Origin of the sequence: Pinirhizobacter sp. (assembly GCF_036499745.1) — a bacterium.
Taxonomy (GTDB): domain Bacteria; phylum Pseudomonadota; class Gammaproteobacteria; order Xanthomonadales; family Rhodanobacteraceae; genus Pinirhizobacter.
On sequence record NZ_DASYDG010000019.1, the window covers coordinates 1 to 17,405 of the forward strand.

The window sequence follows — 17,405 nt, forward strand, 5'->3', positions numbered from 1 at the left end:
CGAGTCGTTCGATAGCCACCAAGCCGATCCTGATCGCCGCTTGGCGCGGTGCCGACTGGGCGGTTGCATTCTATGAGCGGCATGGCTTTGAGAAGGTTCCTCCTTTGCTCAAGGCTGCACTGCACGCGAAGTACTGGAACATGTCCAGTGTCGCCACCGAGGCTTCGGTGATCCTGGCGCCTGCCACTATGGACGAGGCAGCCCTGCGAGCATTGATCGAGTAATCCCCGGTCTATTGACGGCCCAGTCTGTCAAGGAGCTTGTCCTCACTGTCCGTCGTTTGTCCGCGGACAGTGGCAAGCTTCCGACTGTCGTTGCAAATGTTTGAAGTGTTTGCGGTTTCTTAATTGGCGTGGCTGTTGCTTACTTCGTTCCAAGGCATAGATGTCAGTGGAACGGAGGAAGGCCCTTGTTCGCGTATTACTTCAAACTCGGTTTACGCAGTTTGTCGCGTCACCGGGTGCTTACGGCTTTGATGGTGCTGACCATCGGCTTTGGCGTGGCGTCGTCCATGGTGACCTATGCGGTGTACCGCGCTACCGCGCGTAATCCCATACCGTGGAAGTCGTCGCAACTGTTCGTGGCTCAGGTGGACAACTGGGGGCCGAACAACAACGAGAGCCCTCCAGGTGAGCCTCCCGAGCAGCTCAGTTACATCGATGCCATGGCCCTGCAACGTGCGCATTGGGCACCCAGGCAGACGGCGCTTTATCCGTTGGGCATCTCCGTGATTCCCGACGAGGCCAATCGCCAGCCTGAAGGTGTCAATTCGTATGCCGTTTACGCCGACGCCTTTGCCATGTTCGACATCCCCTTCCTCTATGGAAGCGCATGGACGGCAAATGATGATGAAGGCCGCGCGGCTGTCGTCGTCATCAGCCGGGACTTGAACGACCGGCTGTTCCACGGTGAAAACAGCGTTGGACGGGAAGTCAACCTGGAAGGCCATCTCTATCGGGTGGTCGGCGTGATCGATACCTGGGATCCGCAGCCCCTGTTCTTCGACGTCGTCAATACCAAGGGCTTCACCGAGCCGGTCGAAGTGTTCATCCCGTTCACTCATGCCATCGATGAACGTTTCGTCACCTCTGGCGACACCAACTGCGTGAAGGACCCCGGTGTGGGCTGGGAACCCTGGCTCCGTTCGGAGTGCGTCTGGATCACCTTCTGGGCGGAATTGCCCACATCCAAAGCAGTGGCCACCTATCGTGATCGCCTGCGCGGCTACGCTGCCGAGCAGCAGCGTGCCGGACGCTTCCGCTGGGCGCCCAACGTGCGCCTGCACGATGTCCCCGACTGGCTCGATTACCGGAAGGTGGTGCCGCAAGGTGCCAAGGTGTCACTGGTGGTGTCGGTGAGTTTCCTCGGCGTATGCCTGGTCAACACCATCGGGCTCTTGCTGGCCAAGTTCATGCGCCGTGCGCGGGAGATCGGCGTGCGTCGGGCCCTGGGCGCGTCGCGACGGGAAATCTACGCGCAATTCCTGATCGAGGCGGCAACCGTGGGCCTTACCGGCGGTGTGCTTGGCTTGTTGCTGACGGCCATCGGCATGCATGGCATCGGCATGGTCTTCAGTGCCCAGATTGCCCGGCTTGCCTATCTGGATCCCTCCCTGATGGGCCTGACGCTTGCCGTTTCAGTGGTCGCGGCCTTGCTGGCCTCGTTGTATCCGACGTGGCGTGCCGCGCAGGTGCAGCCAGCCTGGCAGCTGAAGTCGAACTAGGAGCAGTCATGGATATCCAGCCCATTATCAGCGCACTGCGGCGGCACAAAGCCGGCACGATTCTGATCGTGCTTCAGATCGCACTTACCCTCGCCATCGTCTGCAACGCATTGTCGATCATACGGTCCAACATGGAGCGCATGGCGCGCCCCACGGGCATCGTGGAAGAGAACCTGCTCACCGTGATGAACAGTTGGGTGGGAAGCACCGATGGCAACGTGCTCGCACCCTTGATCCGCACCGACCTTGAAACCCTGCGCTCCCTTCCCGGGGTGGAAGACGCCGCCGTCATGAATTCGTTTCCGTTGCGCGGCGGCGGCTGGTCCACCGGTGTTCGCCTGGATAACACCAAGGACCACTGGTTGTTCGTGGCTGGCATGTATGCCAGCGACGACCACGCCCTGGCCACGCTAGGCGTGCATCTGGTGGCGGGGCGCAACTTCCGGCCCGAGGAAATCGTCGATGGCAGTGATTTCAATAGCCTGGTGATGCCGCCGGTAGCGATCATCACCAAAGCCATGGCCGACCGCCTGTTTCCAGACGTGTCGGCGCTGGGCAAGACGGTGTATCTGAACACGGGCAAGAATGCGCCACCCACCACCATCATCGGCATCATCGATCACTTGCAGGTGCCATGGTCTTCGTCATTTGCCGACACGTGGGCGCAGGACGTCGCCATCGTTCCTGCCCGGTTGACCAATCGCTACAGCGACTATCTCATCCGCACCCGACCCGGCATGCTCGACCGCATAGTGAGGGAGGCGCCCGCGGCCCTGGTCAAGGCACATCGCGAACGCGTCTTTCCACCGCACACCGGCGTGCGCACTTTCGACCAGGTGCGGCAGGATGCCTACCGGACCGATCGCGGCATGGCGGTCATCATGGGCGTGGTAAGCGTGGCTCTGTTGCTGATCACCGGAGCAGGCATCGTAGGCCTCACCAGTTTCTGGGTAGGCCAGCGTCGCGCGCAGATCGGCGTACGTCGCGCGCTCGGTGCCACCCGGCGCGACATCCTGCTGTATTTCCTTACCGAGAATTTCCTCATCACGCTGGCCGGCGTGGCGATCGGTATCGCGCTATGCGGCATGCTCAATATCTGGATGGCGGTGAACTTCGAGGTCAGTCACGTGCCGCTGGCATACATGGGTGTCGGCATTGTGCTGCTACTGGCACTCGGGCAGGCGGCCACGCTTAACCCGGCGATGCGCGCTACGCGCGTTTCGCCGGTGGAGGCGACCCGCCCGGGCTGACCTAGGCTGCGAAGCCGCCATCGATCATCAGGTTGGCTCCAGTGATGTAAGCGGCCTCCGGGCCGGCAAGGTACGCCACGAAGCTGGCGATCTCGTCCGGGCGGCCATACCTGCCCGAGGCAAGCATCGGCACCAGGTTGGCGGCCATCGGGCCGTCGGCTGGGTTCATGTCGGTGTCCACCGGGCCTGGTTGCACCGTGTTCACGGTGATGCCGCGCGGGCCCAAGTCGCGTGCCAGGCCCTGGGTCAAGCCCTGCAGCGCCGACTTGCTCATCGCATATACCGCGCCACCGGCGAAGGGCATGCGATTGGCGTTGGTACTACCGATGTGGATGATACGGCCTCCCGTGCCCATCGCCCTCGCCGCTGCGCGGCTGGCGATCACGGCTGAGCGCACGTTGATGGCGATGGTGCGGTCGATCTCCTCGGTAGTGAATTCCTCGATGGGAGCGATGGCCAGCACGCCGGCGCTGTTGACGAGGATGTCGAAGTTGCCGAAGGTCGCCTTGGTCTTCTCCACCGCCGCTTCGATCGCACTGTCGCTGGCGCTGTCGGCCTGGATGGCGATGGCCTTGCCGCCGGCCTTGTTGATCTCTTCGACCAGTGCCTGGGCGGGGGCGGCGCCCTGTACGTAGGTGACGGCCACCGATGCGCCGCCGGCCGCGAGGCGCCGGGCAATGGCGGCACCGATGCCGCGCGAACCGCCGAGGACCAGGGCGCTCTTGCCCTGGATGGAATTGAGGTTGTCCATGATGGATCTCCGCTGGAAGGGGTTTGGGTCAACCAACAATGTACGGCGTAGCTTTCCCAACCAGTAGAGCCATTTGGGTATTTTTATTCGATCCTATCGGTTTAGAATCGAAGCCCATGGATACCCTCAACGGTATTGTTTGCTTTCTGCGCAGTGCGGAGTCCGGGAGCTTCGCTCATGCGGCACGGCGTTTAGGCCTTACACCTGCCGCCGTCGGGAAGAATGTCGCGCGGCTTGAGGCAGAACTGGGTGTGCGTCTGTTCCAGCGCAGCACGCGCCGGTTGTCCCTGACCGAAGCTGGCGAAGCTTTCCGCCAGGAAGTGGAAGGCGGCCTGGAACACTTGCAGGGTGCGCTGGCCAATGCGCGGGCGCGTACAGCCGGCCCGGCGGGCGTATTGCGCATCAGCCTGCCCAATGCCTTCGGTCGTGACTACATCGTGCCGATGCTTGGCGATTTCCTTCGTGCCTATCCTGGGGTGCGGCCGGACTGGCACTTCGACAACCGGGCAGGCGACCTGATTGCCGACGGTTTCGACGTGGCGCTCGGCGGTGGTTTTGACCTTCGCCCCGGTGTCGTCGCACGCGCCCTGGCGCCGGCGCACCGTATCCTGGTGGCGTCGCCTGCTTATCTGGCTTCCATGCAGGCACCTCAGACACCTGCCGATCTCGCCGGTCGGGATGGCATCCTGATCCGCTCGCCGCAGACAGGGCGCATCCGCGACTGGTTGCTGACCCATCGCAAGGGCGCCCAGGTGTCGATCGAACTAGGCCCGCGCATCGTCTTCGACGATCCAGATGCGACCTGCCAGGCCGCGGCGATGGGCATGGGCATCGCACTGCTCGCCGTGCAGTCGGCACTTCCGTGGATCGAGCGCGGCGCATTGCAACGCGTACTTCCCGACTGGTGGGTGGACGGCGGCAACCTGTCCATCTACTACTCCGCGCAAAAAATGCTGCCGCAGAAAACGCGCGTATTCATCGACCACGTCGTGGAAACATTCAAGCGCCAGGACCTCGCGGCTCGCTTCTCAGCGATGCACCCGAAAGTTATCTGAGAAATAGCGCCATACTTGCAGTATGCATATAAAGTATGCATACTGCAAGTATGGACGATGTGGAGTTCGACCGGGCGAAGGATCGCCTGAACAAGTTGCGCCATGGCGTCGAATTCGCCGATGCAGAACAGGTATTGCGTGATCCTTATGCCCTCACGATCGAGGATCCGGACGCAGTCGAAGAAGTTCGTTGCGTCACGCTTGGGATGGACTCGCGATGCCGTTTGCTCGTGGTCGTGCATACATCCCGCGGGAAACGGTCCCGCATTATTTCGGCCCGCAAGGCCAGTCGCGGAGAATCAAGGACCTACCATGCGTAATGAGTACGATTTCAGTAAAGCCAAGCGCGGTGCGGTGATCCAGTCGCATGGAAAGACACGAATCACGATCATGCTGGATGCACACGTCATCGAGGAATTTCGCAAGCGTGCCGGCGCTAGTGGAACCGGCTACCAGACAGAGATCAATCGTGCATTGCGCGACTACCTTGCGCATGGCGATCAGCCCTTTACCCTGGAAGCGCTACGTCAGGTCATTCGTGAAGAGCTGCACGCTGCATGATGTGCTGACGATCGCACGTGACTTCCAGCTCATGCCCCGGGCGTGGGCGAGCGGTTTCAATGATTGAAACAACCATCGGAGGGCAGGGCATGAAGTCAAGTTTTGGACAGCGATTCCTCGTGGTCTATTCAGGCGTGCTTACCGCGGTCTTCGCAGTAACGGTGCTTTCCGGCTTCGTCGGCACGACCACGAAGAAAACAACGCTCGACGAGCTCACCGTGCAGCGCATCAACGTGGTGGAGCCCGATGGTACCTTGCGCATGGTGATCTCGAACAAGGCGACGGAGCCGGGCCTCATCATCAAGTCCAAGGAGCACCCCCATCCCACGCGATCGAGCGCCGGCATCCTCTTCTACAACGACGAGGGCACGGAGAACGGCGGCCTTATGTTCGACGGGAAAGTGGGCAAGGATGGCCAGGGTGAATCCTCAGGGCACCTGAGTTTCGATGAGTACGAACAGGACCAGGCATTCGTTGCCGAGTACGGCCAGAAGGGGGGCAAGCGGTACGCCAGGCTGGTCTTTGCCGACAATCCCGACATGCCGATGTCGAAAGTGGTCGACTTCACCAATTCCATCAGCCAGCTGCCGGCGGATGAGCAAAGCAAACGCAAGGCAGAGTTCATGGCCCGCAACCACTACAAGGTGAAGCCGAGGATGGTCATCAGCCGTCTGCCGGACGAGTCGGTCATGCTTGGCCTGAACGATACCGAAGGAAGGCCGCGGATCCGCATGCAGGTGGCTCCGGACGGTACGCCGTCGCTGCAGATGCTTGATGACAAGGGCAAGGTCATCAGCCAGATGCCGACGTCCAGCGCGAGATAGGCCCCGGCGCACACCAGGCCGCTCGTCCGCTGGACGGGCGGTTTTCTCCGCCCGACCCTTCGGCGGACCCGCTCGTCCCATCGTCGATGCGGCCGGTTGTCTATCGCCCTAACGTCCCTCCACCCTGGCCAAGCCACGATGGAGTGAATGCACATGTCGGTCTTCAGTACAAAGCCCACGTTCATTCTTCGAACGATAATCGCCCTGGCGCCTGTGGCCGCCTTCCCCGCCCACGCATGGGATCTTGCACCGCCCGGTGCCAACGAGCACGAACAGAGCGAAGCCGGCGTCCGCGCCACGGAAGACCACTGGAGCCTGGCTGAGGTAACCGGCCAGACCGAATGGCTCGAGTCGATGCTGATGCCCGGCTATCGCTCTGTCGGCACCGACGGCGTGGCGCATTCGAAGGAACGCATCGTCGCCGGTGCGGCGAAGAACAAGGGTTCGACGGACGGCAAGGCGAAACTCGATGCGTACCTGAAGGAACACCCCTCGGGAACCTCGGTGGTGGTCCACGGCACGATCGCGGTGGTGTCGTTCTACGACCTCAGCCTTGGGCCTGACAACGGCGTGAAGTCGTCGGATATCTTCGTGTATGAGGGTGGTGCCTGGCACGCGGCGTATTCGCAGCATGGCAAGGTGGGCAAGGCATGAGGCTGGCATGGGCGGCAGCCGGAGCGTGTGCGCTGATCGCCATGGGCGTCCCGGCGCCTGGTCGTGCGGAAGATGCCCACGCGCTCGTAGCCAAGGCGCTTTCTGCCATGGGGCAGGGGCGTGACCTGCACACTGTGGCGCAACTTAAGCGCACGACGACCAGCGTGAACTTTGACATCGTCGAGTTCGACCACGCCGACGCGCCTTACGTATTCTCCGGCGCAAGGCGCCAGACCATCGTCGATGACCTGCATGGACAACGGCGCATGAGCGATGAGGCCCAGCTCGCGGCCAGTGCCGGGCCGCCGCCGTACGTCATGCGCACCCTTGAAGGGAAAGATGGCGAAGTGGGTGAAATGGTCGTGGCTGACAAGGCCGCCCGTTCCTGGCACATGGAAGCCCCCATGGCGTGGCAGACGGACGAGCCCATCGCAGCGCTGTTGCTTGCCGAGCAAGCCGGTGACCTGAAACAGGAAAGCGATTCACCACTTCATGGCATCGCCCAGCATGTCGTCTCCTTCCACCAGGAAAAGAGTCCCGTGCGGATCTACCTTGACGCGCATACGAACCTGCCTTCCGCCATCGAAACCACGCGTAGCTGGCACCGTGCCACCAGCGGCGACCTGGCCTGGAATGCCTGGGGCGATATCACCGACCGCGTGGAACTGATGAACTACGCGCTGGGCGAGGGCGTGCGCTACCCGGGGCAGTCGGACACATTCCGCAACGGCGTACACCTGCGCGCCGCCGTGATCGATGAAGTACATTTCGACAACGCGGTGGATGACAAGGCATTCGCGATGAAATCCACACCGCCGCCGATGTCCGCGCACAACGTGGACGACCTGGCACTGGGCGAGGCGATTGGCATGGCGCCGGATCCGAAGCGGCCGATCAGGGAGATCGCCCCTGGCGTAGTGCAGATTCCGGGCTCGTGGTACAGCACCATCGTGCGTCAGGACGATGGCCTGGTGATCATCGATGCACCGATTTCCGCCGGCTATTCGCGCCGCGTGCTGGACGAGGCGGCGCGCCGCTTTCCTGGAATGAAGGTCAAGGCGCTGATCACGTCCACGGCGTTCTACTGGCATATTGCCGGTGTGCGCGAATACGTGGCACGGGGCATTCCCATCTATGTCCGTGATCGTAATGTGGCGGTCATCCGCGCGCTGGCCGCGGCGCCGCATAGCCTGCTTCCGGATGCACTCGCACGTGCGCCGCGAACGCCGGACATCCGCCCGGTGTCAGGTCCCGTGACCCTGGGCAAGGGCGTCAACGCCATCACCGTGATGCCCGTGCCCGATGGCGAGCAGCCCATGTTGATGTCGTCGATCCCGGGTGCACACTTGCTGCATACCGGTGAAATGGTCCAGCCGTTGGGACCGGGCGGCTCGTTGCTCTATCCTGAGTCCCTGCTGGAGCTGACGCACTCCGTCCAGGCAGCGGGCATCGACACGCATGGCTTGTCCATGATCGGCATGCATATGAGCCCGACCCCCTGGACCACCCTGGAATCGACGCTCCAGTCGTCGCGCTAAGGGCGATCGGAGCGAGTTCTGGCTGTCATTGCTCTTCCAGACTGTAATAAGAACCGTTATCATTCGTGATAATCCGGCCGCAGCACCCCGCGCGGCCGACTTATCCGGATGGAAACCCCGTGTCCAAGCCCCTTTCCCGGCCGGCGTTGTTCGCTGCCGTTGCCCTCGCCCTGGCAGCGCAGGCCGCTGCCGCCCAGGACACCACATCCAGCGCCCCGGTCGATGCAAAGACCATGGAGGCGGTGAACGTGGTTTATTCCACCACCAAGACCGAAACGCCGGTGGTGAAGATCCCGCAATCGGTGTCGGTGATAACGCCTGATCGCATGCAGGCCTACGGCGTGCAGGGGCTGGATGAGTCGGTGCGTTACCTGGCCGGCGTGGTCGGAGGCAGCTACGGCATGGATCCGCGCAGCGACTGGATCCTCGTCCGCGGCTACGATCCGGCGCGCTTCCTCGACGGTCTGGCGCTGCCCACCGGGTCCTGGACGTCTGATTCGCGCATCGAGCCGTATGGCCTTGAGCGCGTGGAGGTGAACAAGGGGCCATCGTCCGCGGTGTACGGCCAGTTGCCGCCGGGCGGCATGATCAGCATGACCAGCAAGCGTCCAAGCCTGGAGGCGCCGCGCGAAGTGGAAGCCACGGTGGGCAGCTTCGGCGAGAAACAACTTGCCGGCGATGTCGGCGGGCAGATCGATAACGACGGCCACTGGCTTTATCGCTTGGTGGCGCTGGCGCGCCAGGGCGATTCGCCGTTGAAGCATTCACAGGACGACCGCTACTACTTCGCGCCAAGCCTCACCTGGAAGCCCGACGACGATACGTCATTCACCTTGCTGGCCCGCTACCAGCGCGCGCTTTCCAATGGCGTGGGTGGTTTCCTGCCCGAGCAGGGCACGTTGCTTCCCAATCCCAACGGACGTATTCCCCGCGACGTGAATCCCGGCGAGCCAGGTTACGATTTCTACCACAAGACCGACAAGTCGATCGGCTGGGACTTCAGTCATAAATTCAACGACACGTGGTCGGTTAGGCAGGACCTGCGCGTGGAAGATGCGATGGTGGACCACCGGTCCATCGGCAGCCTTGGCCTGCAGGAGGACCTCCGCACGCTCAACCGCTACAATTTCCCCGTATACGACCGCACGCACCTGTTCGCGGTGGATAACCAGGCCCAGGCGAAGTTCACCACCGGCAGCGTCGAGCACACCTTGCTCATGGGCGTGGATTATCTGCGTAATAGCGACGACAGCCGTTCGGCCTTCGGTAGCGCACCGACGATTGATATCTACAATCCGGTGTATGGCGCGCCGATAGAGCGCATCCCCTACACCTCGCGTACCGAATCCGTCCTGCGACAGACCGGTGCCTACGCGCAGGACCAGGTCAACTGGGGCAAGTTCGGCATCGTCGCCAGCGGCCGCAACGACTGGGTCACCAACGATGTGGACGACATCATCGCCGGCACCCATCGCAAGCAGACGGACAACGCGTTCTCCGGTCGCTTGGGCGTGAACTACCATTTCGATTCTGGCGTGGTGCCGTACGTCGCTTATTCCCATTCCTTCAAGACCACGGTGGGCACGACCTTCGCCGGGCAGTCCTTCAAGCCGATCACCGGCGACCAGTACGAGGGTGGCGTGAAGTACGCCTCGCCCGATGGCCGCACGCTGCTTACGGCGGCGGTATACCAGCTGACGCAGAAGAACGCGCTGACGGTGGATCCGGACCACATCCTGTTCTCGATCCAGCAAGGCCGTACTCGCACGCGTGGCGCGGAGCTCGAAGCGAATGTCGCGATCACCGAAGACCTCAGCATGACCGCGGCCTGGGCCCGGACGGATGCCCGCGTCACCGAGGCCACCGATGCCACCCTCGGCAAGCGCGTGGCGCTGGTGCCCAACCGGCAGGGTTCGGTGTCGGCGGATTATTCCCTTCGCGAAGGTGCATTGGCCGGGCTGGGCTTTGGCGGCGGCGTGCGCTACATCGGACGCCACTACGGTGATGCCAACAACGACTTCCCGACCGGCGGTTATGCCCTGTTCGACGCCAACGTGCATTACGACTTCAACCAGTGGCGCGTGCAGCTGGCGGGATCGAACCTCACCGACCGCAACTACATCACAGCCTGCAACAGTGCGATCTGGTGCTACTACGGCTATCCGCGCACGGTGACCGCGTCGGTGCGCTACCGCTGGTAAGCGGCAGCAGGGAAGGCCCGGGTGCCAGCTAGCCGAGCACCCTGTCGCCGACCAGTACGACATCGGCCGGCCGCGAGGCGAACAGGCCGCAGGTGACCACGCCGACGATCTGGTTGAGCTTGTTTTCCATGCCGACGGGATCGACGATGCGCCAGCCGTGGACGTCGAGGATCCAGTTGCCGTTATCGGTAACCACGCCATCACGCCACACCGGGTTGCCGCCCATGGCGGAAATCTCCCGGGCCACGTGGCTGCGAGCCATGGGGATCACTTCCACCGGCAATGGGAATGCGCCGAGTATGTCCACCTGTTTGGACGAATCCATGATGCAGACGAAGGTCTTCGATGCCGAGGCGATGATCTTTTCACGGGTGAGTGCCGCGCCACCGCCCTTGATCAGCCGCTTGTGCGGATCGCACTCGTCGGCTCCGTCGATGTAGACGTCCAGAGGCCCCACGGCGTTGAGGTCGAGCACGTCGATGCCGTGCGACTTCAGTTGCCGGGTGGACTGCTCGGAACTGGATACAGCGCCTTTGATGTCGTTCTTCATCGAAGCCAGTGCGTCGATGAAGAAGGCCACCGTGGAGCCGGTACCGACGCCAATCACGGCGCCCCGCTCGACATAGCGAAGGGCGGCTTCGCCGGCGAGGCGCTTTTCGTTCTGGCTCATGGCCATCACTCCAGGGTAAGGATGTAGTCCCAATGCGGCTTGGAAACCGGCATCACCGAAAGCCGGTTACCCTTGCGCACGAGCGCCATGTCGGTGAGTTCCTCGATGCCCTTGAGTTCGTCCAGCGAGATGTTGCGCTTGAGCTTGCGGACGAATTTAACGTCCACCAGCATCCAGCGTGGATCCTCGCGTTTCGCGCCGGCATCGAAGTAATCGCTCTTCGGGTCGAACTGGGAAGGATCGGGGTAGGCGGCGGTGGCGACCGCGGCGATGCCGACGATGCCGGGCACGGCACAGTTGGAATGGTAGAAGAACACCTTGTCGCCCACCCGCATGCCATCGCGCATGTAGTTGCGCGCCTGGTAGTTGCGGACGCCATCCCAGGCCTCCTTGCCCTTGCGCTTGAGGTCGTCGATCGAAAACGTGTCCGGCTCGGACTTCATCAGCCAGTAGTTCATTTCCCGCCCGTGCAGTCGATGAGCTCTTTTTCCGTAGCGATGTAGTCGAGCGGGATGTCCCAGTGGGCCGTTTCGATCGACTTCACTTCCTGGAAGGAATAACCCACGCCCACCAGCAGCGGCTGCGCGGGCCGCTCGGCGCCATTCAAGAAGTCGAAGCTGCGGTCGTAGTAGCCACCGCCGAAGCCAAGGCGGTTGCCCTTCCGGTCGAACCCGAGCAGCGGCACCAGCACGAGGTCCATCTGGTTGGGCGCGGTGATGTGGTCCTGTTTGACGGGCTCGGGGATACCGAGTCGGTTCGGAGCCACTTCATCGCCGGTACGCCATGGCACGAAGCAAAGGCGCCGGTTGCTGTCGATCACCGGCAGGTAGAAATGCTGGCCGCGCTCGGCGAAGCCGGCGATGGCGAGGTTCAGTGGCAGCTCGCCGCCGGTGGCCCAGTAGCCGGCCACTTTCGCATCGGTGAGGAATTCAGGAAGCGACTCAAGGCTATGGCGCAGGCCCTGGGCCGCGCCGATGCGTTCGGCGGGCCCGAGCTCGCGACGTCGCTGGGCGAGGTCGCCACGCAGTTCGCGTCGCTGGCTGGGACTTGTTGGCATAAGACTGACAGGCCCAGTCAAAGGAGAATAAGTGGCGTTAACCGCGATGCCGTTGCACACCGAACGACCTTGATCCACGAGGATCAGGTGGGAGGACCATCACGGCTCTAAGGCTTTCCGCACGCGGCGGACATGCACACAATCCGTGAACTGGCCGACCCGGGGCCGTTTATAGGAACAAGGCAAATGTAAGGATGCGCTATCGAACACCGCAGAAAACGCCGTGCCTATTTTATGTGGCCGTCGAGCACACCTTCAAGCTTCTTGCGCAAATTGCCCAAACCTTCGGTCAGCGCCAGTTCCTGAGCCGCGTGCTCCACCTTCAGTCCCAGGAGCTCGTGGGCGATCGAGACCGCCGCCAATACAGCCACCCGGTCGAAGCCGGGCGCGCGCGTATTTGCCTTTAGTTCCCGCATCTTGCCGTCGAGGTACTGCGCCGCGGCCACCAGGCCGGCGCGCTCTTCCGGGGCGCAGGCGATGTGGAACTCGCGGTCCAGCAGTCGCAGGGCGACCGGTTCGGCGGTGGACATGGCGGGATAGGTCCTTAAGGGGTGCTTTCCAGCGCCTTGAGACGCTGGATCATCGCCTCGACCCGCTGGCGCGCCTGTTCATTGCGCGCTACCAGGCCTGCGCGCTCACTGGCCAGTTGTTCCTGGCTGTGGCGCAGGCTGCGGTTTTCCTCGGTCAGCCGCCGGACCGTCTCGGCGAGCTGGTCCAGGCTGTGCCCCAGGGCGTCGATTTCGGCGGAAACATCAGAGGGTGTCGGCATGGGCGGACTATAGCAAACCGCCACCGGATGACAGCAAGAGCTGCGTTAGACTTAGGCTCTTTGCAGGAGGCGAACCATGGGCACCGGCCAGAGTGTCACCTTCGACGACCTCGACCAGCTCGTCGTACGCCTGGAACTGGGCACCGAGGCCAGCGAGTTGCATGGCTCGCTGTGCGGTTTCCTCAGTGGTGGCGGCCACTTCGGTGGACAGGGCGTATTGCAGGCATTGCACCTGGAGGAAGGGAAGTCTCCCACGGGCCCGGACCTCTCCGTGCTGTCGCGGTTGCGCCAGGAAAGTGCAGAAGCCCTGTCCGATCCAGAGTTTGCCTTCCAGTTATTGCTGCCCGACGACGACACACCCGTGGGTGATCGCGCCGACGCCCTGGTGGAATGGTGCCGGGGCTTCCTGGGCGGCCTGGGGCTGGCCGGTTCCCGTGGCCATGGCGATCTTTCCGAGGAAGCGCGCGAAGTGTTGCGCGACCTGGGTGTGATCGCCTCGTCCGACCTTGATCGCGGCGACGAAGAGGAAGACGAAGCTTCCTATACGGAGCTGGAGGAATTTGTCCGCGTGGGCGTGTTGCTGTTGCATGCGGAACTGGCGGCCGGCGAACCACCGGCTGGCGATACCCTGCATTGATCGCGGCAACCGAGTACGCGCGCCGCCGACGCCAGCTGATGCGGATGGCCGGCGAGGACGCTGCCATCATCGTCGCCGCAGCACCCGAGCGCATGCGCAACGCCGATGCACCCTGGCCCTATCGCCAGCATTCGGATTTCCATTATTTATCGGGTTTTGGCGAGCCGGACAGCATCCTGGCCCTGCTGCCCGGCCGCAGCCACGGCGAGGCGCTGCTGTTCTGCCGCGAGCGCGACGCTGAGCGCGAGCGCTGGGACGGCGAGCGGCTTGGCACCGAGCGCGCCGCCGAACAGCTGAAACTGGACGACGCCTTTCCGATCGAGGATATCGACGACATCCTGCCGGGCATGATCGAGGGCAGGGCGCGGCTGTACTGTCATTTTGGCGCCGAACCTGAATTCGATGCGCGCCTGCTCAGCTGGATGCGCCGCCTGCGCTCGGCGCGGGGCGGCGGCGTGGTACCCAAGGAATTCGTGGCCCTGGGCCATTTGTTACACGACCTGCGGTTATACAAGTCGAAGGCGGAACTGGCGCTGATGAAACAATCAGCCACCATTGCCGCAAAGGCCCACCTGGCCGCGATGCAGGTGGCGCGGCCGGGCGTTGCGGAATACGAGGTGGAAGGCGAGCTGTTGCGCGTGATGCGCGGCAGCGGGGCGGTACCGGCGTTTCCTCCCACCGTCGCCGGTGGGGCGAATGCCTGCGTCATGCACTACCAGGCCAACCGTGCGCGCCTGCGCGATGGCGACCTGCTGCTGGTGGACGCCGGTGCGGAAGTGGACTGCTACGCCTCGGACATCACCCGCACGTATCCGGTGGGCGGGAAATTTTCGCCCGAGCAACGGGCGCTCTATGACATCGTGTTGAACGCGCAAGCCGTTGCCATCGACGAAGTGCGCCCGGGCCAGGTATTCAGCGCCGCACACGACGCCGCGGTCGAAGTGATCACCGAAGGCCTGTGCGCCCTGGGCCTGCTCAAGGGCAGCCCGGCGAAAGCCATCGCCTCGGGTGCCTACAGGAAGTTCTTCCCCAGCAAGACCGGGCACTGGCTGGGGCTGGACGTGCACGATGTCGGCGACTATCGCGTGGATGGCGAACCAAGGCTGCTGGAACCGGGGATGGTGGTGACGGTGGAGCCAGGCGTGTACATCGATCCGGATGAGCGTTCCGTGCCTGAGCGATGGCGCGGGATCGGCATTCGCATCGAGGACGACGTGGCGGTGGGCCGCGATGGTCCCCAGGTGCTCACCAGCGACGTGCCCAAAGGCATCGAGGAACTGGAATACCTGCTGGGGAGTCGCGCGTCGTGACGGTCCTTTCGCCGATGCTCATGCCCTGGACAGCGCTGGTTGACTATCGCCTCCCCGCCATCGGGGCGGTGGCGACTGCCACGGCCCTGCACCGACGGCTGGTTTCACTGGCGGCCATTGACCGTGCCCCGGGCTTGTGGAGCCAGGATGGCGGTTCGAGCCTGCTAAGGGCGGCTCTGTTCGCCGTGCGCGGCGATCATGCGTCGCTTCCGCTCGACCGGCGCATCGTCGCCATCGGCATCCACGTGCGCGCCCATCGCTGGCTCGCCGATGTGCATGACGGCGCGCATCTTGTCGAAGGTGGCAGTGAGATGGGCCTGTTCGCTGCCGATGAAGTGGATCTGGCCTGCCCCGAATGCGGGCACCTGGTGGCGATGGGCGGCGAGGAGGGCGCATCTGTCGAGGAGGCGCTGAGCGTCTGGACCGAAGGCTCGGAGATGGCGCCCCTGGTGTGCCCGGCCTGCGGTGGCTGGACGCCGCTGCCGCACTGGCGCTCGGCTGGGCATGGCTTTGCCTGCGGCGAATTGGCCGTGACGCTCTGGGGCGCGCACCTGCGCGAACTCATCGATCCGGCGCCCGATACCCCGGCGCGCCTGCTGCGCACGGCCCTGGGCGACGCGCAGGGCCGCTTCGCGGCGGTGTTCGGGCGCGGTTAGCCCTCACGCCCATACTTGGCTCGCCGGGCGGCAAGGCGCACCATGGGTGTTTGCCCCCATCAGGATCGGAGCCCAAAGATGTCCAGCGCCCTAGCCGCCCTCTATCCCCAGCATCTGGCCACGGTGCGCGAACGCACCGACAAGGCGTTGGCGCTGGGCGGTTTCGACCACCTGGTGGTGGCCGCCGGGCGGCCGATCGTCCGTTTCCTCGACGACAACTACTACCCCTTTGTGGTGAGCCCGCATTTCAAACACTGGTTGCCGCTCACAGACGCGCCGGGCAGCTGGATCGTCTATACCCCGGGCAAGAAGCCGAAGCTGGTTTTCCTTCAGCCGCGCGATTACTGGCACGTGGTGCCTGAGGCGCCGTCGGGCTATTGGGTGGAGCACTTCGATATCGTGGTGATCCGCGAGCCGGCCGAGGCCGCCACGCACCTGCCCTCTGCCGCGCGCTGCGCGATCATCGCCGACGACAACGTGCGCCTGGACGGCTTTGCCCCCAGCGCCACGGCCTCGGTCATGGATTACCTGCACTTCCACCGCGCCTTCAAGACACCCTACGAACTGGCGCTGATGCGCATCGCCAGCGAGCGTGGCGCGCGCGGCCACCGTGCCGCGGAAGCTGCCTTCCGCGCCGGCAAGAGCGAATTCGGCATCCACATGGATTACCTCGCCGCCGTCGGCCAGATCGACGCTGAGTTGCCCTATGCGTCCATCGTGGGCCTGAACCAGCATGGCTCGGTGCTGCACTACACCAACTTCGACCGCGAGGCGCCCAAGCCCAGCCTTTCGTTTCTGATCGATGCCGGCGCTAGCGCGTCGGGCTATGCCAGTGACATCACGCGCACCTATGCCTCGCCCCAGGCGTCTGAATTCCAGGCCCTGATCGATTCGGTCGAGACGGCGCAGCAGTCGTTTTGTTCACAGGTGAAAGCGGGCCTGGACTACGCCAGGCTTCACGTCCACGCGCACCACGTATTGGCTGACGTGCTGCGCGAACATGGCTTCATCCGCATGAGCGCCGAAAGCGCCGTGGCTTCGGGTGTGTCGGCGGTGTTCTTCCCGCATGGCCTGGGCCATGGCATCGGCATGCAGGTGCATGAAGTGGCTGGGTTCCAGGAAGGCGAGACAGGCGGTTTCATCAAGCGCCCCGATGGCCATCCCTACCTGCGCCTGACGCGCACCCTGGCGCCGGGCATGGTGGTGACCATCGAGCCGGGCCTCTACTTCATCGACATGCTGCTGGCGGAACTGAAAGAAAAACCCGAGGCAAAGGATATCGACTGGGCGCGCGTGGATGCCTTCCGCAAGTACGGCGGCATCCGCATCGAGGACGACGTGGTTTGCACGGCGGCCGAGCCTGAAAACCTCACCCGCGATGCCTTCGGCCAGGTGGCGGCCTAATACTCGCTGGTCGCGGCGTGCTCCAGCCAGCGGTCAAGCTGCGCCGCGTCGCGGTCGTTGATGGCCACGATGCGGTAGCCCGACCATGTCTGGCCGAGTGTCGTTGCCGGTTCGTTCCATTGCTCCTGGATGCCCACCAGCACCATCGCGCCGTCGGCACCGGGTAGCGCCACGGACACCTGGTACACCGCCGCGCTGTTGGGCGCGCGGCTGCCGATCAGCATCATGCCGGTGGCCGACAGATTGCCCAGCTGGCCCAGGATCTGGTCGGTCATGGTGTCGATGACCGGGATCGGAAGGCGGGTTCGGCGGCGTGGGGCGCCACGCTGTTCGATCGTGCCCATG

The 17,405-nt window shown here is 63.6% G+C and carries 21 protein-coding genes and 1 other RNA gene; 14 read left to right on the top strand and 8 right to left on the bottom strand.

Annotation, left to right across the window (positions count from 1 at the left end; all coding sequences use genetic code 11):
- From VGM61_RS06800 to VGM61_RS06810, 3 genes are all read left to right on the top strand, one after another.
- A partial coding sequence (locus tag VGM61_RS06800) for a hypothetical protein (RefSeq protein WP_331521996.1) occupies positions 1-224 on the top strand: 224 nt, incomplete at its 5' end.
- A 185-nt stretch (positions 225-409) separates the two neighbouring features.
- Positions 410-1,723, top strand: coding sequence for an ABC transporter permease (locus tag VGM61_RS06805; protein WP_331521997.1), 1,314 nt, complete (start codon positions 410-412; stop codon positions 1,721-1,723).
- Between the two features lie 8 nt (positions 1,724-1,731).
- Entirely contained in the window at positions 1,732-2,973 is a 1,242-nt protein-coding gene (locus VGM61_RS06810) for an ABC transporter permease (RefSeq protein WP_331521998.1), read from the top strand.
- 1 nt (position 2,974) lies between these two features.
- Here the strand turns inward: VGM61_RS06810 and VGM61_RS06815 are convergent, their stop codons facing one another.
- A complete protein-coding gene (locus VGM61_RS06815) occupies positions 2,975-3,724 on the bottom strand; it encodes a 3-oxoacyl-ACP reductase family protein (protein ID WP_331521999.1) in 750 nt (249 codons plus the stop codon).
- A gap of 116 nt (positions 3,725-3,840) precedes the next feature.
- Here VGM61_RS06815 and VGM61_RS06820 point away from each other — a divergent pair, with 116 nt between their 5' ends.
- The 7 genes from VGM61_RS06820 (at position 3,841) to VGM61_RS06850 (ending at position 10,557) form a co-directional block, all read left to right on the top strand.
- Entirely contained in the window at positions 3,841-4,779 is a 939-nt protein-coding gene (locus VGM61_RS06820) for a LysR family transcriptional regulator (protein WP_331522000.1), read from the top strand.
- Between the two features lie 50 nt (positions 4,780-4,829).
- Positions 4,830-5,099 (top strand): BrnT family toxin, encoded by a 270-nt coding sequence (locus VGM61_RS06825; protein ID WP_331522001.1) that lies wholly within the window; start codon positions 4,830-4,832, stop codon positions 5,097-5,099.
- Positions 5,092-5,340, top strand: coding sequence for a BrnA antitoxin family protein (locus VGM61_RS06830; RefSeq protein WP_331522002.1), 249 nt, complete (start codon positions 5,092-5,094; stop codon positions 5,338-5,340). The genes VGM61_RS06825 and VGM61_RS06830 overlap by 8 nt, the downstream gene beginning before the upstream one ends.
- An 89-nt stretch (positions 5,341-5,429) precedes the next feature.
- Positions 5,430-6,164 carry a hypothetical protein gene (locus tag VGM61_RS06835; RefSeq protein ID WP_331522003.1) on the top strand — a complete coding sequence of 245 codons (735 nt, stop codon included), beginning with the start codon at positions 5,430-5,432 and terminating at the stop codon, positions 6,162-6,164.
- Positions 6,165-6,317: 153 nt separating this feature from the next.
- The gene (locus VGM61_RS06840; protein WP_331522004.1) at positions 6,318-6,818 is read left to right on the top strand and encodes a nuclear transport factor 2 family protein; all 501 of its coding nucleotides are present in this window, start codon (positions 6,318-6,320) and stop codon (positions 6,816-6,818) included.
- Positions 6,815-8,356, top strand: a complete 1,542-nt coding sequence (locus tag VGM61_RS06845; protein ID WP_331522005.1) for a hypothetical protein — start codon at positions 6,815-6,817, stop codon at positions 8,354-8,356. The genes VGM61_RS06840 and VGM61_RS06845 overlap by 4 nt, the downstream gene beginning before the upstream one ends.
- Positions 8,357-8,475: 119 nt before the next feature.
- Positions 8,476-10,557 (top strand): TonB-dependent siderophore receptor, encoded by a 2,082-nt coding sequence (locus tag VGM61_RS06850; RefSeq protein WP_331522007.1) that lies wholly within the window; start codon positions 8,476-8,478, stop codon positions 10,555-10,557.
- Positions 10,558-10,585: 28 nt separating this feature from the next.
- Here VGM61_RS06850 and rpiA read toward each other — a convergent pair whose 3' ends face one another.
- The 6 genes from rpiA to VGM61_RS06880 all read right to left on the bottom strand — a co-directional run bounded on the left by rpiA (position 10,586) and on the right by VGM61_RS06880 (position 13,053).
- On the bottom strand, positions 10,586-11,227 hold the full coding sequence (gene rpiA / locus VGM61_RS06855) for a ribose-5-phosphate isomerase RpiA (protein ID WP_331522008.1): 642 nt from the start codon (positions 11,225-11,227) through the stop codon (positions 10,586-10,588).
- Between the two features lie 5 nt (positions 11,228-11,232).
- Positions 11,233-11,685: an EVE domain-containing protein gene (locus tag VGM61_RS06860; RefSeq protein ID WP_331522010.1), complete on the bottom strand. Its 453-nt coding sequence runs from the start codon at positions 11,683-11,685 to the stop codon at positions 11,233-11,235.
- Positions 11,682-12,284: a 5-formyltetrahydrofolate cyclo-ligase gene (locus tag VGM61_RS06865; protein WP_331522011.1), complete on the bottom strand. Its 603-nt coding sequence runs from the start codon at positions 12,282-12,284 to the stop codon at positions 11,682-11,684. The genes VGM61_RS06860 and VGM61_RS06865 overlap by 4 nt, the downstream gene beginning before the upstream one ends.
- A gap of 34 nt (positions 12,285-12,318) precedes the next feature.
- Positions 12,319-12,505: non-coding RNA, 6S RNA (gene ssrS, locus VGM61_RS06870), on the bottom strand.
- A gap of 6 nt (positions 12,506-12,511) precedes the next feature.
- A complete protein-coding gene (locus tag VGM61_RS06875; RefSeq protein WP_331522012.1) occupies positions 12,512-12,814 on the bottom strand; it encodes a cell division protein ZapA in 303 nt (100 codons plus the stop codon).
- A gap of 14 nt (positions 12,815-12,828) precedes the next feature.
- On the bottom strand, positions 12,829-13,053 hold the full coding sequence (locus VGM61_RS06880; protein WP_250624847.1) for a TIGR02449 family protein: 225 nt from the start codon (positions 13,051-13,053) through the stop codon (positions 12,829-12,831).
- A gap of 76 nt (positions 13,054-13,129) precedes the next feature.
- On the opposite strand from VGM61_RS06880, the gene VGM61_RS06885 reads away from it, so the two are divergent.
- The 4 genes from VGM61_RS06885 to pepQ all read left to right on the top strand — a co-directional run bounded on the left by VGM61_RS06885 (position 13,130) and on the right by pepQ (position 17,060).
- Positions 13,130-13,690: a UPF0149 family protein gene (locus VGM61_RS06885; RefSeq protein WP_331522013.1), complete on the top strand. Its 561-nt coding sequence runs from the start codon at positions 13,130-13,132 to the stop codon at positions 13,688-13,690.
- Positions 13,687-15,000: an aminopeptidase P N-terminal domain-containing protein gene (locus VGM61_RS06890; protein WP_331522014.1), complete on the top strand. Its 1,314-nt coding sequence runs from the start codon at positions 13,687-13,689 to the stop codon at positions 14,998-15,000. The genes VGM61_RS06885 and VGM61_RS06890 overlap by 4 nt, the downstream gene beginning before the upstream one ends.
- Positions 14,997-15,656: a hypothetical protein gene (locus tag VGM61_RS06895; protein WP_331522015.1), complete on the top strand. Its 660-nt coding sequence runs from the start codon at positions 14,997-14,999 to the stop codon at positions 15,654-15,656. Before VGM61_RS06890 ends, VGM61_RS06895 begins: the two co-directional genes overlap by 4 nt.
- A 78-nt stretch (positions 15,657-15,734) precedes the next feature.
- Complete coding sequence (pepQ, locus tag VGM61_RS06900; RefSeq protein WP_331522016.1) at positions 15,735-17,060, top strand: Xaa-Pro dipeptidase; 1,326 nt, start codon at positions 15,735-15,737, stop codon at positions 17,058-17,060.
- On the opposite strand, the gene VGM61_RS06905 is transcribed toward pepQ, so the two are convergent.
- Positions 17,057-17,404: a PilZ domain-containing protein gene (locus VGM61_RS06905; RefSeq protein ID WP_331522017.1), complete on the bottom strand. Its 348-nt coding sequence runs from the start codon at positions 17,402-17,404 to the stop codon at positions 17,057-17,059. The two genes, pepQ and VGM61_RS06905, sit on opposite strands and share 4 nt — an antisense overlap.
- Between the last annotated feature and the right edge of the window lies 1 nt (position 17,405).